The organism is Citrobacter sp. RHBSTW-00944 (assembly GCF_013615435.1).
GTDB classification, from domain to species: Bacteria; Pseudomonadota; Gammaproteobacteria; order Enterobacterales; family Enterobacteriaceae; genus Citrobacter; species Citrobacter braakii.
On record NZ_CP055418.1, the window covers coordinates 4553364 to 4575092 of the forward strand.

General features: G+C 53.8%; 18 protein-coding genes. 8 read left to right on the top strand and 10 right to left on the bottom strand.

Annotated features, from left to right (window positions below; all coding sequences use genetic code 11):
- Positions 1–2: 2 nt before the first annotated feature.
- Entirely contained in the window at positions 3–935 is a 933-nt protein-coding gene (aaeA, locus tag HV334_RS22085) for a p-hydroxybenzoic acid efflux pump subunit AaeA (protein ID WP_016154711.1), read from the bottom strand.
- 7 nt (positions 936–942) lie between these two features.
- Positions 943–1146 (bottom strand): p-hydroxybenzoic acid efflux pump operon protein AaeX, encoded by a 204-nt coding sequence (aaeX, locus tag HV334_RS22090; protein WP_003025177.1) that lies wholly within the window; start codon positions 1144–1146, stop codon positions 943–945.
- Between the two features lie 184 nt (positions 1147–1330).
- Between aaeX and aaeR the strand changes: the two genes are divergently transcribed.
- Entirely contained in the window at positions 1331–2260 is a 930-nt protein-coding gene (aaeR, locus tag HV334_RS22095) for an HTH-type transcriptional activator AaeR (protein WP_016157586.1), read from the top strand.
- Between the two features lie 94 nt (positions 2261–2354).
- Here aaeR and tldD read toward each other — a convergent pair whose 3' ends face one another.
- The 8 genes from tldD to csrD form a co-directional block, all read right to left on the bottom strand.
- Entirely contained in the window at positions 2355–3800 is a 1446-nt protein-coding gene (tldD, locus tag HV334_RS22100) for a metalloprotease TldD (protein ID WP_019077799.1), read from the bottom strand.
- 147 nt (positions 3801–3947) lie between these two features.
- Complete coding sequence (gene yhdP, locus HV334_RS22105) at positions 3948–7748, bottom strand: AsmA2 domain-containing protein YhdP (protein ID WP_181220906.1); 3801 nt, start codon at positions 7746–7748, stop codon at positions 3948–3950.
- A gap of 114 nt (positions 7749–7862) precedes the next feature.
- On the bottom strand, positions 7863–9332 hold the full coding sequence (gene rng / locus HV334_RS22110) for a ribonuclease G (protein WP_003828822.1): 1470 nt from the start codon (positions 9330–9332) through the stop codon (positions 7863–7865).
- Entirely contained in the window at positions 9322–9915 is a 594-nt protein-coding gene (locus tag HV334_RS22115) for a nucleoside triphosphate pyrophosphatase (RefSeq protein ID WP_101700712.1), read from the bottom strand. Before HV334_RS22115 ends, rng begins: the two co-directional genes overlap by 11 nt.
- Positions 9916–9922: 7 nt before the next feature.
- The gene (gene mreD, locus HV334_RS22120) at positions 9923–10411 is read right to left on the bottom strand and encodes a rod shape-determining protein MreD (protein ID WP_047499764.1); all 489 of its coding nucleotides are present in this window, start codon (positions 10409–10411) and stop codon (positions 9923–9925) included.
- Positions 10412–11434: a rod shape-determining protein MreC gene (gene mreC, locus HV334_RS22125; protein WP_049283194.1), complete on the bottom strand. Its 1023-nt coding sequence runs from the start codon at positions 11432–11434 to the stop codon at positions 10412–10414.
- A 64-nt stretch (positions 11435–11498) separates the two neighbouring features.
- Entirely contained in the window at positions 11499–12542 is a 1044-nt protein-coding gene (gene mreB, locus HV334_RS22130) for a rod shape-determining protein MreB (RefSeq protein ID WP_000913396.1), read from the bottom strand.
- Positions 12543–12848: 306 nt separating this feature from the next.
- Positions 12849–14789 carry an RNase E specificity factor CsrD gene (gene csrD, locus HV334_RS22135; protein WP_181220907.1) on the bottom strand — a complete coding sequence of 647 codons (1941 nt, stop codon included), beginning with the start codon at positions 14787–14789 and terminating at the stop codon, positions 12849–12851.
- 225 nt (positions 14790–15014) lie between these two features.
- On the opposite strand from csrD, the gene HV334_RS22140 reads away from it, so the two are divergent.
- From HV334_RS22140 to panF, 7 genes are all read left to right on the top strand, one after another.
- Positions 15015–15989, top strand: a complete 975-nt coding sequence (locus HV334_RS22140) for an MDR family oxidoreductase (protein WP_141875715.1) — start codon at positions 15015–15017, stop codon at positions 15987–15989.
- Positions 15990–16108: 119 nt separating this feature from the next.
- On the top strand, positions 16109–17113 hold the full coding sequence (gene msrP, locus HV334_RS22145; RefSeq protein ID WP_016157591.1) for a protein-methionine-sulfoxide reductase catalytic subunit MsrP: 1005 nt from the start codon (positions 16109–16111) through the stop codon (positions 17111–17113).
- Complete coding sequence (gene msrQ, locus HV334_RS22150) at positions 17114–17713, top strand: protein-methionine-sulfoxide reductase heme-binding subunit MsrQ (RefSeq protein WP_016157592.1); 600 nt, start codon at positions 17114–17116, stop codon at positions 17711–17713.
- Positions 17714–18105: 392 nt separating this feature from the next.
- The gene (gene accB, locus HV334_RS22155) at positions 18106–18576 is read left to right on the top strand and encodes an acetyl-CoA carboxylase biotin carboxyl carrier protein (RefSeq protein ID WP_003025210.1); all 471 of its coding nucleotides are present in this window, start codon (positions 18106–18108) and stop codon (positions 18574–18576) included.
- A gap of 10 nt (positions 18577–18586) precedes the next feature.
- A complete protein-coding gene (gene accC, locus HV334_RS22160; RefSeq protein ID WP_003828838.1) occupies positions 18587–19936 on the top strand; it encodes an acetyl-CoA carboxylase biotin carboxylase subunit in 1350 nt (449 codons plus the stop codon).
- A 107-nt stretch (positions 19937–20043) separates the two neighbouring features.
- Entirely contained in the window at positions 20044–20286 is a 243-nt protein-coding gene (locus tag HV334_RS22165; RefSeq protein ID WP_047499777.1) for a YhdT family protein, read from the top strand.
- A complete protein-coding gene (gene panF, locus HV334_RS22170; RefSeq protein ID WP_103767056.1) occupies positions 20276–21727 on the top strand; it encodes a sodium/pantothenate symporter in 1452 nt (483 codons plus the stop codon). Before HV334_RS22165 ends, panF begins: the two co-directional genes overlap by 11 nt.
- Positions 21728–21729: the final 2 nt, after the last annotated feature.

Below are 21729 nucleotides of genomic sequence, written 5' to 3' on the forward strand. Positions count from 1 at the left end.
GATTAGCCAAACTCGCGCAGGCGGTGCGCCATTTTACGGAAGAAGGATTCCCGGCTTGCATCGCGATCCTGCTTGCCGGTAATGACGACGGTAGCCGTAGTCCCCGCAGGCCACAGGGTTCCCTGCTGCTCATCAAGACGAATTCGCACCGGTACACGCTGCGCCAGACGCACCCATTCAAGATTGGAATCAATGGTCGCCATACCCTTTGCGTCCCGCGTGCTGCTGGCATTCGTTACACCAGCCGCCACGCTATCAACGGTGCCCTTCAGCACATGATTACTGCCCAGCGGGGTGATCTCTGCGCGATACCCAGGGCGGACGCCTTCCAGCTTGGTTTCTTCCATATAGGCCAGCACATAAAAAGAATGCTGTTTGACCAACGCCACCGCCGTAGAGCCGCGAGTAATAAATTCGCCGCTGTAGACGTTCAGGTTAGTCACCCAGCCATCTGCTGGCGCGCGAATGACGGTACGTTCCAGATCTAATTTCGCCAGGTCGCGGGTCGCCTGCGCCTTCGCAAGCTGGTGTAATACGGTTTGCAGGACATTGTTTGACTGGTCGATCTCTTCACGAGACATAGCCTGCACGCCCAGCCGGTTACGACGGCTGGCCTCCTGGCGTTTTTCCTGTGATAACACCTGATAGTAGGCGACGTCTGCTTCCGCTTCTTCGAGCGCTTTTTTATAGCGCGGCTGATCGATGGTAAACAGAACCTGGTCTTTCTTCACCAGTTGATTATCATGAACGTTGACGTTAGTGATAAGCCCGGCGACATCCGGGGCTATTGCCACAACATCGGCGCTGAAGCGTGCATCACGCGTCCACGGCGACTCGGTGTAGAACACCCATGCGCGGAAAATGGCGATGAAGGCCAGAATGACCAGTACGAGAGTCGTGGCCGTACGGGAGAGTTTTCTTGTTAGTGTTTTCACTTCAACCTCAAACGAACAGGCGCGTTATTAAATAGAACAGGCAGCAATACAGCGCGGTGTTAAACAGAGCCGGGTGCCAGACAAAATCATAGATGCCAGTTGGAACCAGTACCCGGCGCACCAGCCAGAAAATCGCCAGTGACAAAAGTAATTCGAAAAAAATCGGTGGGAAGGACAGACCAAACACCACGATAACGGGAAACAGACTCATGTTGACCTTGGTAGCTTAAGAGAGTGCAGGTGATAGATTTTCTAGCGTATGTCACCGCAGAGAAGGGCAAGGATGAGCCAGGCGAGAGCGACATAGCTGTTATTTGAATAATAATATATTAACGTAACTGTTATGCTGTTATCTATATTATGTGATCTAAATCACTTTTAAGTCAGAGTGAACAATGGAACGATTAAAACGTATGTCGGTGTTTGCCAAAGTTGTCGAACTGGGCTCCTTCACCGCCGCCGCAAGACAGCTACAAATGAGCGTTTCATCGATAAGCCAGACGGTCTCTAAACTGGAAGATGAGCTACAGGTCAAGCTGCTAAACCGCAGCACACGCAGCATTGGGCTAACCGAAGCCGGTAAAATTTATTATCAGGGTTGCCGCCGGATGCTGCACGAAGCACAGGATGTTCACGAACAGCTTTATGCCTTTAATAACACGCCTATCGGCACCTTGCGCATTGGTTGTTCTTCAACCATGGCACAAAATGTCCTCGCTGGGTTGACCGCAACGATGCTGAAAGAGTATCCAGGATTGACGGTAAATCTGGTAACAGGCATCCCGGCACCGGATTTAATCGCCGACGGTCTGGACGTGGTTATTCGCGTCGGCGCGTTGCAGGACTCCAGCCTGTTTTCACGTCGCCTGGGAACCATGCCGATGGTGGTCTGCGCCGCTAAAAGCTATCTCGCGCAGTTTGGCGTGCCGGAAAAACCCGCCGATCTCAGCAACCACTCGTGGCTGGAATACAGCGTGCGCCCGGATAATGAATTCGAACTTATCGCTCCGGAGGGGATCTCTACCCGCCTGATCCCAGAAGGGCGCTTCGTGACTAACGATCCGATGACGCTGGTGCGCTGGCTGGCCGCAGGCGCGGGTATTGCCTATGTGCCGCTGATGTGGGTGATCAATGAGATCAATCGTGGCGAAGTGGAGATCCTGTTGCCCCGCTACCAGTCGGATCCACGTCCGGTCTATGCGCTGTATACCGAAAAAGACAAACTACCGCTCAAGGTCCAGGTGGTGATTAACTATCTGACAGATTATTTTGTCGATGTGGCGCAGCTGTTTCAGGGGATGTACGGCCGGGGCAAAGAGAAATAAAAAAGCCCGGTAGCGCTTTGCTTACCGGGCCTACACTCAGTGCCAATGCACATTCCAGGCCGGATACGCTGAGTGCTATCCGGCGACCGGGTCGTTACGCAGTGCCACCTACGGTCAAGTTATCCACCTTCAGCGTCGGCTGGCCCACGCCCACCGGCAAGCTCTGTCCTTCTTTGCCGCAAACGCCAACCCCGTTATCCAGTTTCAGGTCGTTACCCACCATCGAAATCTGCTGCATCGCTTCGATACCGGAGCCAATCAGCGTTGCGCCTTTCACCGGTTTGGTCACTTTACCGTTTTCAATCAGATACGCTTCGGACGTCGAGAATACAAATTTCCCAGAGGTGATATCCACCTGACCGCCGCCAAAGTTAGGCGCATAAATACCGTATTCAACGGATTCGATGATTTCCTGCGGCGTGGATTTCCCCGGCAGCATATAGGTGTTGGTCATACGCGGCATCGGCAGGTGCGCGTAAGATTCACGGCGACCGTTACCCGTTGGCGCTACGCCCATCAGGCGCGCATTCAGTTTGTCCTGCATGTAGCCTTTCAGAATGCCGTTTTCGATCAGCACGTTGTACTGACCCGGTGTCCCTTCGTCATCGATAGCCACGGAACCACGACGGTCCGCCATTGTGCCATCATCCACAACGGTACACAGTTCTGACGCCACCAGCTCACCCATGTGACCGCTGAATACCGAGGTGCCACGGCGGTTAAAATCACCTTCCAGACCATGACCGACCGCTTCATGCAGCAGAACGCCAGGCCAGCCAGCGCCGAGTACCACCGGCAGCGTACCAGCAGGCGCTGCTACCGCGGACAGATTGACTAACGCCATGCGTACGGCCTCTTTCGCCCACGCGTCGGCACGGACTTCACCATCGAGGTCGCCAAGGAAATAGTCATAGCCAAAACGACCGCCGCCACCGCTGGCGCCGCGCTCACGCTTACCGTCCTCTTCGACCTGTACGCTTACGGACAAACGTACCAGCGGGCGGACGTCAGCGGCCAGCGTACCATCAGTCGCGGCCACCAGGATCAGTTCATAAACACCGGTCAGGCTGGCGGTCACTTCCTGGACGCGTTTGTCGGTGGCACGGGCCACGTTGTCTACGCGGCGCAGGATATCGAGTTTTTCTTCACGGCTCATGCTCTGCAACGGATCAACCGAGGTGTAAAGCGCCTGATGCTCCACGGCCCCCAGCGTTTTTACTTTGCCGTCACCGTTGTCACGCACGATAGTACGCGCGGCATGAGCGCTTTGTTCCAGCGCCAACAGGCTAATCTGGTCTGCATAGGCAAACCCTGTTTTCTCGCCGCTGATGGCGCGCACGCCAACGCCCTGATCGATATTGTAAGAACCATCTTTAATGATGCGGTCTTCTAAAACCCAGGATTCGTGATAGCTCGACTGAAAATAGAGATCGCCGTAATCAAGACGGCGTTCGGCCAGTTGGCCCAGGATGGCAAACAGATCCTGATGTTTCAGGCCATTTGCCGCTAGCAATTGTTCACTTACCAGGTTCAGACTCATCGTTTTGATTACTCATTTAATTCTGCCGGATAGCGGAAAAAACGCCTTATCCGGCCTACGTTGTTAGGCTGCTGTAGGCCGGATAAGCGCTGCGCCATCCGGCAATACTATGTACTGAGATTGGGGCAATTACTCGCCCCCGTCAAATCATTGCTGGCTTTCTTTGCGCGGCTGACGCAGAACTTCGTTAATTTGCGGCTTATCGACCGGACCGGTGATGCGATAGCGCAGAATCGAGACTTTGCTCCACAGCGGCCCCAGCACCTTACTGGCGGCAAACACCGCCGCACCAACAATCGGGTTGACGGCAAACGCGGCGGCAACCCCTACGGTGGCAGAAATTTCTGGTGCGACGATGGCTTCCATGTCCAGCTCCCGGCGTACCAGGTTCACTGAACCTTTCATCGCAATGTCGGCTTCCAGACCGTCCACCAGCGTGTCGTCGGTATGCATCACGCCATCTTTGATCCACGCCGTGCTGCGAATCGAGTCGAAATAGAAGCCTTCGCTGAAGGTGTCGCTAAAATCAAAGCGCAGTTTACGCAGTAACGCATCGAAGCTTAGCAGACGTAACAGTTGCCCCGCATGTCCGGTACTGAGTTCGGTAAGTTCGCCTTTGCCCAGCCGGGTACGCAAAATACCATTCAGCGAGGCTACATCAGGATCCCACGGCGGATTACGCCAATGCAGATCATACTCCACGTTGAATGAAGAATTGCGAATCGGCGTTGATACGCCAAAGAAACCGGCTGCGGAGTCAATTTTATTGCCGCTCAGTTTACCCTTCAGCGACGTTCGCTCCTTGCCCGGCGCATTCACCCACACGCCGTCGGTGGTCAGTCTGGCAAAACCCGTATCCAACAGACCGTTACTCAAGGTGAGCGTGTCGCCTTTAATCGCTACATCGGCGTCAATGCGCCCGTATTTCTGTCCCCACATCCAGCACTCGGCACAGCGCAGCTGAAGGTCCGGCCAGCCACGGAAGCTGACGTTGTCGATGGCTGAGAACGGCGAGGCTGGCGTACTATTTTGTGACGGTTTTGCCGCGCTTGGGTTGTAATAAAGATACTTAATATTGGCCAGCCACGGCGCATTATTGCGCATAGCCAGCGTGGCGTTAATTTCACGGCCCTGCGCCTGCACGGTAGAGCCATTGCTCGCAGGCTCAGAAACGATACTCAAATTATTCCACTGTTGACCGCCCAGGGATAACGATGGCGTACGCACCGTGATGCGCTGCGGGAAGTTAGCGTTGCTGCCCACGTTATCCACAGCGCCTTTCTGGAATAACGCCAGCCATTGCGCGCCATCCATAGGGGGAAGATTAAGCTCTATGCCTTGTTGATCGGGTAACGCTGGCACGGTGCGGCTTTCCGACGCCCAGATTGCGCGGTCAAGCGTCAGTTTCTGATTCAGCAGCCAGCGGCTATTAAAATGATTCTTGCTGCCAGCGTTGCCGGTCAGATCAAAGCTGCGCAGATTGCCGTTGGCCTTAACGTTCACCGGCAACGCCTCACCGGCCGCCTTATTCAGCGGAGAAGGTAAGTGACTACTTACATTCTTGAGGTCGCCCTTTAACTCAACGTTGTAGGTCGGCCCGGCATGATACGGAAGATCGATTCCTACCTTGCCATTCCACGCTATGCTGCCATTCAACGCGTCGTTGACCTGCGTCGGTAAAATCCCCATGCGGCTTGGCTGCCAGTCACCTTGCAGATTCACGGCTACCTGATAGGCTTTCGCCCCTTCGGTCGTGGAAAAGTCGACGTTCAGCGGCTGATTAAACCAGTTCGCGGTCATCGGCTCGCTCTTCAGATCGCCGTTGATAAAGCTGAATTTACCATTCAAATTCTTCAGCGTGCTGTCGAGCGGTTTAATAAACAGGCTGTTATCACGCAGGTTGACGTCACCTTTGGCAGTAACCAGCGAGCCGTCTAGCGGAATATCAAGATGTAAGCGAGCATTCACATCGCCGTCAATCTGCAACTGCTCAAGCGTAGCGCCGAGTGAATCCTTCAATGGCGTCTCATCAAAATAAGGTCCGACCGCCTTGCCCGGCCCGTTGATGTCGGCATCAATCAGCAGTTTTTCTTTTGCATAGTCGGGGATGTTAGCCGTCAGATTACTGGCCTTCACACCGCCCAGATTAACGCTATCGGTCTTCATCCACAGACCGTCGTTAATGAAGTTCAGTTCAATATTAAGGTCAGTCAGCGCGGGCCAGTCGGGCTGGAAAGCAAACTTCGCATTGCGAAGCGGCACCAGTACCTGGAACTGCCCTTCATTGTGTAGATACGGGAACAGATGCGGGTCGCCGCCATACACCAACGTGGCGTTATCCGCTTCGCCGCCCTGAATAGCGCCGCTGAGGTAATCAACAAGCTCTTTGCCCATCAGGTTTTCCGGGAAGTAACGCCAGGCCTGAGAGCCATCGTTGGTGCTGATACCTGCCAGAATGCCCAACCATGGCTCATCATTGGCGGGCTGCAGATAGCGAAAACCACCGCGTGCGTGTACCGCTTTCGCTTTAACATCAATATTGCGCCCATCTAACTGGAAACCTTTATCATTCTTCAGCCAGCTTAGCGTCGCTACGCCGTCCTCTATTTCCAGCGGTGCGCGAAAGACGGTTTCATACGGCATTTTAGCTTGCTTCATGGAAGCAGTGAGCGCCCCGTTTTCAACGCTGCCCGCAAGCCTACCGGAGAAATGCTCTGCCCCTGGCAGCAGCTTCCACTGTTTCCAGGCCAGATTGGTCCACGAGGACTGGAAGCGGGTTTTTTCTGTTGCCTGTAACGGGATATCCAGCGCCAGCACATCTATTTTGCCGCTCGGCTGCGTGGCCCGCCAGATATCACCCAGCGCAGGCGATAACTTGGCCGCCATCGGACGCAGCCCTTCTAACCCGGCCAGCTCCAGATTGCTGGCGCGGATGCGTAGCTCGTCGCTGCGTTTGTTATTCTCGCCGCCGACTTCCTGTTCAGGGATCCAGGCCAGCGCTAACGCCCCGCTTGGCCAGGGTTTATCATCCATCGTGATACGGGTATCGGGAATGGAGAATTGCCAGCCCGACTGCTCGCGGCTGATGTGCGCCGTCAGGTTATCGACGGAGAGCGTGTGCGTACGACTCTCTCCCAGCCAACTTGCCCCACCTTTTTTCAGCCAGACATCGCCGCCGGAAACGACACCTTTTCTGATCGTCATCCATGCTTCCAGGCTAAAACGCGCGGTTTGCAACGCGACATTATCCTGCATCCATTTACCCAGCCACGGCTTGACGTCAATATCGTCGGCCTGCAACCAGACCCGACCGTTATTCAACAGCCCGTTGTCATCACGCAGATCCATTCGCACCTGCATAACACCGTGCTGCCCGGTCAGACTGGAGAGACTGACCTGACCTTCAGCGCGATGTCGGTTTTTACCGTTAAGCCAGGTAAGCTGTGGGATCGCCAGTTCTGCACGCTGGCCTGAGAGGGTTAAAAAGCTAATCTGGCTGTCGCGTAGATCGAAATGATCAAACTGACGCAGGAAGAGATCGCTCAGGTGGCCGGCTTCAATTCCATCACCGCTTTCGCTGCGCTGGATGGGGGTATTAGTACGCAGCTGCAGCTGCCAGAAGGTGAGATCGCGAAACTGCCAGCGCATGTGCAGCAAGCTTTGCCAGACATCCAGCGCTAATGTAACGCGCTTTACCGAAAATTCACCGCCATCTTTAAGCTGCGCATGGATATCACGCGCTTCAAGAGTAGGGCCGAAATTTTGCCAGCTAGCGGAAAGTTGGCTGGCGGAGACGGGCAGACCGGTGGCGGATTCAATCTTGCCAAGGATGGCCGGACGCCAGCTATCAAGATGAGGCAGCGCAAGGCGCAGCCCACTGACCAGCAGCGCTGCGATGACAACGAATGCGGCTCCAGTGAGCAGTAATATCCCCGGCAATCGCCTCACGCGCCTCTCCTTGTCTACCAAAAAATGTGACTCACAAAACCGTCTTGCCGGATGGCGGCGTGAACGCCTTCTCCGGCCTGCAAGGTATCGCCATTGGGCGTTTACCAGGCCAGATTACATCATGACAACGTCGAACTGCTCCTGGTTATACAGCGGTTCGACTTGTACTTTAACCTGTTTGCCGACAAAGATTTCCACTTCTGCCAACGCATGTGACTCTTCACCCTTCAGGGTTTCAGCCACTGCCGGAGATGCATAAACCAGGAAACGATCGGAGTCATATGCATGGTGTACCCGCACGATTTCGCGCATGATTTCATAGCATACAGTTTCCACGGTTTTCACCGTACCGCGCCCATGACAGGTCGGACACTCGTTGCACAACACATGCTCCACGCTTTCACGCGTGCGTTTGCGCGTCATCTCCACCAGGCCCAGCTGTGAAAAACCGTTGATGCTGGTTTTTACGCGATCCTTGCTCAGCGCCTGTTCCAGAGAGTGCAGTACCCGTCGACGGTGGTCTTCATTATTCATGTCGATAAAATCGATAATGATAATGCCGCCGAGGTTACGCAGACGCAGCTGACGAGCAATGGCCTGCGTTGCTTCAATATTAGTATTAAAGATAGTGTCGTCGAGATTACGATGCCCAACAAACGCTCCGGTATTGATATCGACGGTGGTCATTGCTTCAGTTTGATCGATGATCAGATAGCCGCCGGATTTCAGTTCAACCTTGCGTTCCAGCGCGCGCTGGATTTCATTCTCAACGTCAAAGAGATCAAAAATGGGCTGGCGCCCGCTGTAATGTTCCAGCTTGCTGGTCATTTCGGGGATATATTCCGCTGTGAACTCCAGCAACGCTTCATAAGTCAGACGAGAGTCAACGCGGATCCGGTCAAGCTGGGCATCGGCAAAATCACGCAACACGCGCTGCGCCAGCGCCAGTTCGCCGTACATCTGGTAGCGCGTTTGCGGGCGCTTTTTACGCTCCATGACTTTAGTCCAGACGCGCTTCAGGTAGGCAGCATCTGAGGCCAGATCCTCCTCGCAGACGCCTTCCGCCGCTGTGCGAATGATGAATCCGCCCTGTTCATCGCAGTAATCCGCCACCACTTTTTTCAGGCGTTCGCGTTCGGTTTCGCTTTCGATACGTTGGGAAACGCCAACGTGCGAAGCACCTGGCATAAAGACGAGGTAACGGGAAGGAAGCGTGATGTCCGTCGTCAGGCGTGCGCCCTTAGTACCCAACGGATCTTTTACCACCTGCACCATCAGATCCTGGCCCTGGCGCACCAGTTCAGAAATGTCGCGCACGGTGAACTGTTTTTGTTCTTCACCCGCCACGCATTCGGTGTGCGGCATGATGTCTGAAGCGTGAAGAAATGCGGCTTTATCCAGTCCAATATCTACAAAAGCCGCCTGCATACCCGGAAGTACACGACTTACACGACCTTTGTAGATATTGCCTACGATTCCGCGTCGCGCCTCACGTTCAATATGAATTTCCTGCAGAATACCGCCATCAATGTAAGCCACCCGAGTTTCCGATGGCGTTACGTTTACCAACAATTCAGCCGTCATGTTTATCCCTTTTCTCACGCAGTGCGTTAAAATTGGTCAGCAACTCATACGTTTCTACCAGCGGTAAGCCGACTACGGCGTGATAGCTGCCATTGATCTTCCTGACAAAACAGCCACCCAACCCTTGAATACCGTATGCACCTGCTTTATCCATTGGTTCACCGCTGGCAATATAGCCCGCGATGTCCTCATCGGTTAGTGCTCTGAACGTCACTTCCGTCACCACCAGACAGTCCAGACTGTGCCGGCGGTCGGCCAATGCCACGGCGGTCATGACCTGATGCGTTTTGCCCGACAGTTTGCGCAGCATTACTGCGGCATGGGCGGCGTCGTGTGGTTTTTCCAGCACTTCGCCATTAAGGATAACAATGGTATCTGCACCCAATACAGGCAAATCACGCTGCGCCAGCGCCACGCCAGCCTGCGCTTTTTCGCGTGCCAGACGCGAAACATACTGCTGCGCGCTCTCCTGCGGGTGTCGCTGTTCTTCAATCCCAGGCACCAGCCGTTCAAAGGTAACACCAAGCTGAGCGAGCAGCTCCTGACGACGTGGAGAACCTGAAGCAAGATACAGAGTATTCATATCAACCTTATTGCACCGCAAACTGCTGACGGACTTTACGCATCAGTAAGAATAGCCATGGCCAAAGCACACCATTCACTACACTACTCCAGAACACTTCGGGTCTGAAAGAGACATTGATCACTAAAAACTCGGCCCAGAAAACAATAATATCCACGACCAGTGATAACAACATGACCACCAGCGCCTGTTGCCAGAGCGCGAGGTTACGGAATAGCTGGAATTTCAGCGCGACCAGATAAGCAATGATACTCATCGACAATGCGCGCACGCCAAGCGTGGAGCCGCTGATGAGATCCAGTATGGCACCCACCACAAACCCCGTGCCCACATTTACGCGATGCGGCAGCGCCAGGATCCAGTACAACAAGATGAGCAGTACCCAGTTTGGCCGGAAAACCAGAATATCGTCCGGCCAGGGCATGATTTGCAGCAACAGTGCAATAAGGAACGAGAGCCAAATCACCCAACGTCCCTGGCTACGATAGCTTGCCACTTACTGTCCTCCCGGCTTACGCGGAGCAGGTTGTGGCGGCGTGGTGTCCGCAGACGCTGGAGTCACGCCTGTTGCGGGAGCTGGCACTGGCGCAGGCGGCCCCATGGCATCTGGTGCAGGCAGAACTTGCGGCATCATTTGCATCAGACGTTCATTGGCAACGCGGTGCACTTCCTCTGGCGTCATCGGATTTGCGCCGTTACGATCGGCGCCCCACAACAGCAGCAGATAACGCAGACGCTGCAGACCTGCGGTCGGGCGTGCCTGAATCACGGTATAAGCGCGCTGAGTGTCCAGCTTAACGGAAGAAACAACACCAACCGGATAGCCTTCAGGGAAACGTCCCCCCAGACCCGAGGTAACCAGCACATCGCCAACGCGAATGTCAGTGTTGGCCGGCAGGTGTTCGAGCTGAAGATCGTCGGTGCAGCCGTTACCGGCAGCGATCACGCGGATATCGTTACGCAGTACCTGAATGGGCAGAGCATGCGTCGCATCGCAAATCAGCAGCACGCGGCTGGTCAGTTTAGCCACCGCTACGACCTGACCCACAACGCCTTTGTCGCTAATAACCGGCTGACCTTCGTAGACCCCGTTAACGCTCCCTTTGTCGATCACCACCTGATCGCTGTAAGGGTCATTAACCGTTGAGATGACCTGCGTCACCATCTTTTGTTCGTCCTGACGCAGCGGCGATCCCAGCAGCTCACGCAAACGCGCGTTCTCCTGTTTATATTGCCCCAGCATCAGCAGCTCGCTGTTTTTCAGCAGCAGTTCCTGACGCAACGCCCGATTTTCAAGTTCGAGTTGGTCACGCGAAGCCAGCGTTTGCGAAACGCCGTCGAGTAATTCACGAGGACCATTTGAGATAAAGTAGAAAGGACTGACGGCGGTATCCATGTACGTTCGGATTTGACTAAACGTACCCAGGCGGCTGTCGGCAATAATAACGCCGAGCGCCACCAGCACCGCCAGAATAAGGCGAATCTGTAGCGACGGGCCACGGCTAAAAATTGGCTTCATAGTCTATGCGTATTCTCGTATCAGAGCGGAAGGGCAACCCGCGGGCTACCCTACCTGCATCCGATTACTCTTCGCTGAACAGGTCGCCGCCGTGCATATCGATCATTTCCAGCGCCTTGCCGCCACCGCGCGCCACGCAGGTCAGCGGATCTTCAGCAACAACAACTGGAATACCGGTTTCTTCCATTAACAGACGGTCAAGGTTACGCAGCAGAGCACCGCCACCGGTCAGTACCATGCCGCGTTCGGAGATGTCAGACGCCAGTTCTGGCGGACACTGTTCCAGTGCAACCATCACCGCGCTCACGATACCGGTCAGCGGTTCCTGCAGGGCTTCCAGAATCTCGTTGGAGTTCAGGGTAAAGCCGCGTGGAACACCTTCTGCCAGGTTACGGCCGCGAACTTCGATCTCGCGCACTTCGTCGCCCGGATAAGCGGAACCGATTTCGTGTTTAATACGTTCTGCGGTGGCTTCACCAATCAGAGAACCGTAGTTACGACGAACATAATTAATGATGGCTTCGTCGAAGCGGTCGCCGCCAATACGTACAGAAGAGGAGTAAACCACGCCGTTCAGGGAGATAACGGCAACTTCAGTTGTACCACCACCGATATCCACAACCATAGAACCGGTTGCTTCAGAAACTGGCAGACCCGCCCCGATCGCAGCCGCCATCGGCTCTTCGATCAGGAATACTTCACGGGCACCTGCGCCCTGGGCGGATTCACGGATCGCGCGGCGTTCAACCTGAGTTGCTCCAACCGGTACACATACCAGTACGCGCGGGCTTGGGCGCATGAAGCTGTTGCTGTGCACTTGTTTGATAAAGTGCTGGAGCATTTTTTCAGTCACGAAGAAGTCAGCGATAACGCCGTCTTTCATTGGGCGAATGGCGGCGATATTGCCCGGTGTACGACCCAGCATCTGCTTCGCGTCATGGCCCACTGCGGCTACGCTTTTTGGCGAGCCGGCACGATCCTGACGAATGGCCACAACAGAAGGCTCATTCAATACGATGCCTTGTCCTTTTACATAAATAAGGGTATTCGCGGTACCCAGGTCAATGGACAGGTCATTGGAAAACATGCCACGAAATTTTTTCAACATACTAAGGGATAATCCTGAAAGCTGGGGCGGAAAACAAAATCCGCTTACTTTACCAACCACACGCAGCAGCGACAAGGCGCAAAAATCATCTGCTACGGTGAAAATTAGTGCAGTTCGTTTCCTTTGTTACAAAATCGGCCTGAGTCCATCAGGGCTGAATAAATCAGCAGCACTCCTCGCTTTTGTTTGCAACCTGTCAAAGGTCATTCACCTGCATGTTTGCTGTTACAACCTGGCGAGCAGACAAGCACACCCCCAGAAGGCACAGCGCGCGTTATTCTACGTGAAAACGAATTAAACGGCAGGTTAAACCGAGTATCTTTGCGAATATTTTTTCACGTTAGTGTCAAGTGGCTGTGATGCGGCAAAAAAATCCCCTTGCCCACCCGCAACTCCGCGTTCCGTCAGCGTATGCCACTCGCTACGCGAACGAACGCCCGTGGCGTAAACCTGCGTTGGTGTTCCAGAACAAGCCTCCACCAGGCTTTGCACCAGGAGCTGGTTTTCGGTTCGCTTATCAATATTCCTCACCAGGCTTGGATGCAGCTTCAATAACTCAACGTTAAGCTCTTTGATCCAACTGGTGCTCACCAGCGTTAAACCCGCCTGCGTAACGGCAATTCGCACACCCAGCGCATTCATCAATCTGATGACGGGCTGTAACCGGCTGATGTGTTGACAGACATCTGCCTCAGCAAGTTCAATAATTATGCGTTTGCGTAATGATTTTTCGCACTGCATCAGCGTATCACGTAGCCAGCGCTGAAAACGTGGGCGAATTAGCGATTCAACCGTTGTCTGCATCGCCAGGTTTTCCTGCGGCCAGTAGCCCAACAGTAAGATCAGACGGCTGATTTGCAGACGGTCATATTCTTCAGCCAGGCCAAACTGCAGGACCATCGGCATATATTCCGCCGAAATAACCTCTTCGCTGCCATCAAAAATACGGCACATCAGCTCCCGGTGGTGCACCCGTCCTTCACGGGTTACCGCAGGCTTTTGATAAATTCTGGGTCCACCCCGGCTGAGCATCTGTTCGATCAGCGTTCGCCAGCGTACGTTACCCCGACCTTTTTCCGGTAGTGAGTCATCATAGACCGACCAACTGTTCCCACCCTGCAATACCGAGTTCCGCGTGGCGGCTTCGGCGTGATCCATCACTTGTTCCGTCGACTGACCGCTGCGGCAAACACAAATGCCAATATGAACCATATCGGCACGGTCGATCATTTTATTAGCCGGAAGCGCATCTACCGCTTTTAATAATTGCCCGGCAATACTTTCCGCCTCTTTCAGCGTGCGGTGTGGCAACAGGATGGCAAAATCGCTACGGTGGTAGCGCGCCAGCAACGCGCCCGGATAGCGCGTCATAAAAGTCGACAACAAATTGATTAACGTTGAAATTTGTTCTTCCGCAAGGGTAATTCCCCAGCTATCGCGCAGCAGCGTAAAGTCCGGCAGGCGTACCATCATCACGACGCCATGCGATCCCACTTTTTCCTGATCTTCCAGCAGCGTTGCCAGTTGGTTATCAAAGAACAGGCGGTTGCTTAGCCCGGTTTTTGTATCCTGCGCCACATAGGAACGAATCAGCGTATCCAGTCGGCTACGTTGCTCGCGGGCACTTTGAATTTCGGTCAGCAGCATATCGAGCGCGCTACTGGTACGCGCAGGCCATTCATAAACAGTCCCCCGCACGTTCGGTCCACGTTCGCCGTTAAGAATGCGCGTTGAACGAATCTCCAGCAACTCTTGACCTGAAAGCTGACGCTGAAGCCAGCGCACAGACAAAAAGAGCATCAGTATAATGAAAGCAATCGCCAACGTGAGCGGCGCGGTAGTCATCAGCGAATGGAAATAGTTGCCCATGGGATCCTGATAAACCAGACGCAGCGACATGCCCGGGTGTTTGACCAACGGGACGGTGACATCACGATACAGATTGTTCGTCCCCGCCGGGCGGTAGCTGCTGGTTCGGGAGTGGTCATACACCACGTGTTCGCCCTGTAGCAGTTCGACGCGCACGATATCAACCGAAACCATCAGTTCATCGATTTGCGGGGTTAGCGCAACGACATCGCGGGAGACAAGGTGCGTATCAATCGCCGTCGCCACCGCCTGAACACGGGTGGTGAACTTATATTGAATCGCGTTATAGAAACTCAGCGAGCAGCCGATCAGAGTTATGAAGATCGTTAACCCTGTAAGCAGCGTCACAAAAGCTGAAAATTTCGTCGTTAATCGCATCCTTGTGTTAACTCCGACAGTTATGAAACAGGCATGAAAGTGATAAAGCGGCGCGAAAATGCAAAACTGAACGCAAAATCCGTCCATTTATACAAACAGTGTGGGCATACTACCAAATTAGGTATATCTGGCAATTTATTGCGCGGAATCGGCATCATGTTTTGATTAGCGAGTATAGTCTTCATTAATAATTTTCCAATCCACTATACGAATTGAGGACAGGTTATGCAGGCTTTGATCTTAGAACAGCAGGACGGAAAAACCCTCGCATCCGTTCAACCCCTCGACGAAAATCAGCTACCGGAAGGCGATGTGACGGTGGATGTCCACTGGTCAAGCCTGAACTATAAAGACGCCCTGGCTATCACCGGCAAGGGTAAAATCATTCGCAATTTTCCGATGATTCCTGGTATTGATTTCGCCGGTACCGTGCGCACAAGCGAAGATCCCCGTTTTCATGCAGGTCAGGAAGTTTTACTGACCGGCTGGGGCGTGGGTGAAAATCATTGGGGTGGACTGGCCGAACGCGCACGCGTGAAAGGCGACTGGCTGGTTGCGCTGCCACAAGGGCTGGACGGACGTAAAGCCATGGTCATCGGTACCGCTGGCTTTACCGCCATGCTGTGCGTCATGGCGCTCGAAGATGCAGGTATTCGCCCGCAAGACGGTGAGATTGTCGTCACCGGCGCCAGCGGCGGCGTGGGCAGCACGGCCGTGGCGTTACTGCATAAGCTGGGTTATCAGATTGCGGCGGTTTCGGGTCGTGAAAGTACTCACGACTACCTGAAGAGCCTGGGCGCTAACCGTATCCTTAGCCGCGATGAATTTGCTGAATCTCGCCCATTGGAAAAACAGCTGTGGGCTGGTGCGGTTGATACCGTTGGCGACAAAGTTCTGGCAAAAGTCCTGGCACAGATGAACTACGGTGGCTGCGTTGCCGCCTGCGGCCTGGCTGGCGGTTTCGCTCTGCCGACGACGGTGATGCCATTTATTCTGCGTAACGTTCGTTTGCAAGGGGTGGACTCGGTGATGACCCCGCCGGCACGCCGGGCAGAAGCCTGGGCGCGTCTGGTTAAGGATCTGCCGGACTCTTTCTATGCTCAGGCCGCCACGGAGATTACGCTGGCGGATGCGCCGAAGTTTGCCGATGCCATCATCAATAACCAGGTGCAAGGTCGTACGCTGGTGAAGGTGAAGTAACAAGCTCTGGCGCAGAAATTTACACTTAATTAACGAAATTTCGCGGCATATCTACAGACTCCCTGCCATATTAACTACGCGTCCCCTGTCAGTTATGACGCGTAAGCCGGGAGTCTGTTATGAAGAAATTACGTCCATTTACAGAAGCCGACGTCACTGACGAGTCGGCTTTTTTTATGCAACGCCGCCAGGTACTGAAAGCATTAGGAATCAGCGCCGCCGCGTTGTCTTTCCCCCTCTCTGCGCAGGCTGACCTTCTTAGCTGGTTTAAGGGGAATGACCGCCCGCCCGCGCCCGCGGGTAAGCCGCTTGATTTCAGTAAACCCGCCGCCTGGCAAAATTCGCTTCCTTTAACGCCGGCGGATAAAGTTTCTGGCTACAACAACTTCTATGAGTTCGGTCTCGATAAAGCGGATCCGGCAGCCAATGCTGGCAGTCTGAAAACCGATCCGTGGACGTTAAAAATCAGTGGTGAGGTGGCAAAACCACTCACCCTCGATCACGATGCGCTGACCGCCCGTTTCCCACTGGAAGAACGGATTTACCGGATGCGCTGTGTGGAAGCCTGGTCAATGGTCGTGCCGTGGATTGGTTTTCCGTTACATAAACTGCTGGCGCAGGTTGAACCCACCAGCAACGCAAAATATGTCGCCTTCGAAACGATCTACGCGCCGGATGAGATGCCAGGACAAAAAGATCGCTTTATTGGCGGCGGGCTGAAGTATCCCTATGTTGAAGGACTGCGTCTGGATGAAGCTATGCATCCACTCACTCTGCTTACCGTGGGGGTTTATGGAAAAGCTCTTCCCCCACAAAATGGCGCGCCCATTCGCTTAATTGTGCCGTGGAAATACGGATTTAAAGGCATTAAGTCGATCGTGAGTATTAAACTAACCCGCGAACGCCCCCCGACAACCTGGAATCTGGCCGCCCCCAATGAATATGGATTTTATGCCAACGTGAATCCGCATGTCGATCACCCGCGCTGGTCCCAGGCCACTGAGCGTTTTATTGGCGCAGGCGGTATTCTGGACGTTCAGCGCCAACCCACGCTGCTGTTTAACGGTTACGCCGACGAGGTCGCTTCGCTGTACCGTGGTCTTAACCTGCAGGAGAATTTTTGAGTGCGCCTGACTGCAAAGCACATTACCGGGCTGAAAGTTTGCCTGCACCTTGCCGGCTTTTTACCGTTTGTCTGGCTATTTTGGGCGGTGAATCACGGTGGTCTGAGCGCAGACCCGGTCAAAGATATCCAGCACTTTACCGGTAGGACAGCTCTGAAATTCTTGCTGGCGACCTTGCTGGTCTCTCCCCTCGCGCGCTACGCTAAACAGCCATTATTGATACGCACACGGCGCCTGTTAGGGCTATGGTGTTTCGCCTGGGCAACGTTGCATTTAACCAGCTACGCACTCCTGGAACTGGGCATTCATAATCTGGCGCTGTTAGGACGGGAATTAATCACGCGACCTTATTTGATGTTGGGCATTGCCAGTTGGGGCATATTATTCGCCCTCACGTTAACCTCCACCCAGTCGGCTCAGCGAAAACTGGGCAAAAATTGGCAGTATTTGCACAACTTCGTCTATCTTGTGGCGATCCTGGCACCCATACATTATCTGTGGTCGGTAAAAATTATCTCCCCTCAACCGATTATTTATGCAGCACTCGCTGTGGTGTTGTTAGCCTGCCGTTACAAGAAGTTTCGCCAGTGGTGGCGGTAGTTTCACGTTATGTGCAGTGCGTTACAAAATGTGGACGATCCGATTTTCTTTACATGTTAACGGTTGATTATCTTCCCTGATAAGACCAGTATTTAGCTGCCAATTGCTACGAAATAGTTATAATGTGCGACTTTGCTATCCCCGGTAGCGTTTTTAGAGCGCTGAAAGGGTGACATTCGCATGTTGAAGGTATATTTTGTCTTTTACCCGAAAATGGCAGAAGATAGCCGCACAATGACTAACAAGTCTGGCAATCTCACTTCATGGCAACCGCACCCAGTGCAATGCCTGAGATGCGTGGCATCTTGTCACTCACTGTTATAAAAATGCTATACAGACGGCGGTAAAACGCTTGTCACAATCTCACTAAACAAAGAGTACGGAACCCACTCATGGATATTCGTAAGATTAAAAAACTGATCGAGCTGGTTGAAGAATCAGGCATCTCCGAACTGGAAATTTCTGAAGGCGAAGAGTCTGTACGCATCAGCCGTGCGGCGCCAGCTGCAAGTTTTCCAATGATGCAACAGGCTTATGCTGCACCAGTGATGCAGCAGCCAGCTTTGTCTAACGCTGTCGCACAAACTGCCTCTCCAAGTATGGAAGCTCCGGCAGCAGCGGAAATCAGTGGTCACATCGTACGCTCCCCAATGGTTGGTACGTTCTACCGCACCCCGAGCCCAGATGCGAAAGCGTTCATCGAAATCGGCCAGAAAGTGAATGCGGGCGATACCCTGTGCATCGTTGAAGCCATGAAAATGATGAACCAGATCGAAGCCGACAAATCCGGCGTAGTGAAAGCGATTCTGGTAGAAAGCGGTCAACCGGTAGAATTTGACGAGCCGCTGGTCGTCATCGAATAACGAGGCGAACATGTTGGATAAAATTGTTATCGCCAACCGCGGTGAGATCGCCCTGCGTATTCTGCGTGCCTGTAAAGAGCTGGGCATCAAGACTGTCGCTGTGCATTCAAGCGCGGATCGCGATTTAAAACACGTATTGCTGGCGGATGAGACGGTCTGTATTGGCCCGGCTCCGTCCGTAAAAAGCTATCTGAACATCCCGGCTATCATTAGCGCTGCTGAAATCACCGGCGCAGTGGCAATTCACCCGGGCTATGGCTTCCTCTCTGAGAATGCCAACTTTGCTGAACAGGTAGAACGTTCCGGCTTTATCTTCATCGGCCCGAAAGCCGACACCATCCGCCTGATGGGCGATAAAGTGTCCGCAATTACCGCGATGAAGAAAGCTGGCGTACCAACAGTCCCAGGCTCTGACGGCCCGCTGGGCGACGACATGGACGCTAACCGCGCTCATGCGAAGCGCATCGGTTATCCCGTTATTATCAAAGCCTCCGGCGGCGGCGGCGGTCGCGGTATGCGCGTCGTGCGCAGCGATGCCGAACTGGCGCAATCCATCTCCATGACCAAAGCGGAAGCGAAAGCGGCTTTCAACAACGACATGGTTTACATGGAGAAGTACCTGGAAAACCCACGCCACATCGAAATTCAGGTGCTGGCGGACGGTCAGGGTAACGCGATTTATCTGGCAGAACGTGACTGCTCCATGCAGCGTCGTCACCAGAAAGTCGTCGAAGAAGCACCAGCACCGGGCATTACTCCGGAACTGCGTCGCTACATCGGCGAGCGTTGCGCCAAAGCGTGCGTTGATATCGGCTATCGCGGGGCAGGTACTTTCGAGTTCCTGTTCGAAAACGGCGAGTTCTACTTCATTGAAATGAACACCCGTATTCAGGTTGAACACCCGGTAACCGAAATGATCACCGGCGTTGACCTGATCAAAGAGCAGCTGCGCATCGCTGCGGGACAACCGCTGTCCATCAAGCAGGATGAAGTTGTGGTTAAAGGCCATGCGGTAGAATGCCGTATCAACGCCGAAGACCCGAACACCTTCCTGCCAAGCCCGGGTAAAATCACGCGTTTCCACGCGCCGGGTGGCTTTGGTGTGCGCTGGGAGTCTCATATTTACGCAGGCTACACCGTACCTCCGTACTATGACTCAATGATCGGTAAGCTGATCTGCTATGGCGAAAACCGCGACGTAGCAATCGCCCGTATGAAAAACGCATTGCAGGAACTGATCATCGACGGTATCAAAACCAACGTTGATCTGCAGATCCGCATCATGAATGACGAGCATTTCCAGCACGGTGGAACCAATATCCACTATCTGGAGAAAAAACTCGGACTTCAGGAAAAGTAAGCGTGCGTTAACTGAAAAGGCCGGAAATTCCGGCCTTTTGTTTTTCTCCCCTCCCGCACGTGCCATAAGGTACAATCCCCGCTTTCTTTATCCACAAGGGACAAAAAATGGACACTCGTTTTGTTCAGGCCCATAAAGAGGCGCGCTGGGCGCTGTGGCTGACCCTTTTATATCTTGCCACATGGTTAGTGGCCGCTTACTTACCAGATTCCACGCTCGGTTTTACCGGCTTACCACACTGGTTCGAAATGGCCTGCCTGCTAACGCCGCTGGTTTTCATCGTGCTGTGCTGGGCGATGGTGAAGTTTATCTATCGCGACATTCCGTTGGAGGATGACGATGCAGCTTGAAGTTATTTTGCCGCTGGTCGCCTATCTGTTGGTGGTCTTCGGTCTTTCCGTTTACGCCATGCGTAAGAGATCGACCGGCACTTTCCTGAATGAATATTTCCTCGGCAGCCGCTCGATGGGCGGGGTCGTATTAGCCATGACGCTAACGGCAACCTACATTAGCGCCAGTTCGTTTATTGGCGGTCCTGGCGCCGCTTACAAATACGGGCTGGGATGGGTGCTGCTGGCGATGATCCAGTTGCCCGCCGTTTGGCTTTCTTTGGGGATTCTTGGTAAGAAATTCGCGATTCTGGCGCGCCGTTATAATGCCGTTACCCTCAACGATATGCTGTTTGCCCGCTACCAGAGTCGCCTGCTTGTGTGGCTGGCAAGCCTTAGCCTGCTGGTCGCGTTTGTCGGAGCAATGACCGTACAGTTTATTGGCGGCGCACGTTTGCTTGAAACCGCTGCGGGTATACCTTACGAAACCGGTCTGCTTATTTTTGGCGTCAGTATCGCATTGTATACGGCGTTCGGCGGTTTTCGCGCCAGCGTACTGAACGACACCATGCAGGGTTTGGTGATGCTGATTGGTACTATTGTTCTGCTGGTCGGCGTCGTTCATGCTGCCGGTGGCCTCAGCAATGCGGTGGTAACCCTGCAAACTATCGACCCTAAACTGGTCTCGCCGCAAGGCGCGGATGATATTCTGTCACCCACGTTCATGACCTCATTCTGGGTACTGGTGTGCTTTGGCGTAATTGGGCTGCCGCATACAGCAGTACGCTGCATCTCTTATAAAGACAGCAAAGCTGTACACCGCGGCATTATCATTGGCACCATCGTAGTGGCGATCCTGATGTTTGGTATGCATCTGGCAGGTGCGTTAGGGCGTGCGGTGATCCCTGATCTGACAGTGCCGGATCTGGTTATCCCTACGCTGATGGTCAAAGTGTTGCCGCCGGTAGCTGCTGGGATCTTCCTCGCGGCCCCCATGGCCGCGATCATGTCGACGATCAATGCCCAATTGCTGCAAAGTTCCGCTACGATCATTAAGGATCTGTACCTGAACCTGCGTCCGGAACAGCTGAAAAACGAAACCCGGCTGAAGCGCATGTCGGCAGTGATTACCCTGTTGCTCGGCGCGTTACTGCTACTGGCTGCCTGGAAACCACCAGAAATGATTATCTGGCTTAACCTGCTGGCGTTTGGCGGGCTGGAAGCTGTCTTCCTGTGGCCGCTGGTACTGGGCCTGTACTGGGAGCGGGCAAACGCCGCGGGCGCTTTGAGCGCGATGATTATCGGCGGCGTTCTTTATGCCGTACTCGCTACATTTAACATTCAGTACCTGGGTTTCCACCCGATTGTGCCCTCGTTACTGATAAGCTTGCTGGCTTTCCTGATCGGCAACCGTTTCGGTTCTGCCGTCCCGCAAGCCGCCATATTGACTACTGATAAATAAAA

What these genes read in the sequence shown, in the direction of transcription:
- aaeX (WP_003025177.1), bottom strand. Translation starts at nt 1,146, where the DNA reads ATGAGTCTGTTTCCCGTTATCGTGGTGTTTGGTCTGTCCTTCCCACCG.
- aaeR (WP_016157586.1), top strand. Translation starts at nt 1,331, where the DNA reads ATGGAACGATTAAAACGTATGTCGGTGTTTGCCAAAGTTGTCGAACTG.
- tldD (WP_019077799.1), bottom strand. Translation starts at nt 3,800, where the DNA reads ATGAGTCTGAACCTGGTAAGTGAACAATTGCTAGCGGCAAATGGCCTG.
- rng (WP_003828822.1), bottom strand. Translation starts at nt 9,332, where the DNA reads ATGACGGCTGAATTGTTGGTAAACGTAACGCCATCGGAAACTCGGGTG.
- HV334_RS22115 (WP_101700712.1), bottom strand. Translation starts at nt 9,915, where the DNA reads ATGAATACTCTGTATCTTGCTTCAGGTTCTCCACGTCGTCAGGAGCTG.
- mreC (WP_049283194.1), bottom strand. Translation starts at nt 11,434, where the DNA reads ATGAAGCCAATTTTTAGCCGTGGCCCGTCGCTACAGATTCGCCTTATT.
- mreB (WP_000913396.1), bottom strand. Translation starts at nt 12,542, where the DNA reads ATGTTGAAAAAATTTCGTGGCATGTTTTCCAATGACCTGTCCATTGAC.
- csrD (WP_181220907.1), bottom strand. Translation starts at nt 14,789, where the DNA reads ATGCGATTAACGACGAAATTTTCAGCTTTTGTGACGCTGCTTACAGGG.
- HV334_RS22140 (WP_141875715.1), top strand. Translation starts at nt 15,015, where the DNA reads ATGCAGGCTTTGATCTTAGAACAGCAGGACGGAAAAACCCTCGCATCC.
- msrP (WP_016157591.1), top strand. Translation starts at nt 16,109, where the DNA reads ATGAAGAAATTACGTCCATTTACAGAAGCCGACGTCACTGACGAGTCG.
- accB (WP_003025210.1), top strand. Translation starts at nt 18,106, where the DNA reads ATGGATATTCGTAAGATTAAAAAACTGATCGAGCTGGTTGAAGAATCA.
- accC (WP_003828838.1), top strand. Translation starts at nt 18,587, where the DNA reads ATGTTGGATAAAATTGTTATCGCCAACCGCGGTGAGATCGCCCTGCGT.
- HV334_RS22165 (WP_047499777.1), top strand. Translation starts at nt 20,044, where the DNA reads ATGGACACTCGTTTTGTTCAGGCCCATAAAGAGGCGCGCTGGGCGCTG.
- panF (WP_103767056.1), top strand. Translation starts at nt 20,276, where the DNA reads ATGCAGCTTGAAGTTATTTTGCCGCTGGTCGCCTATCTGTTGGTGGTC.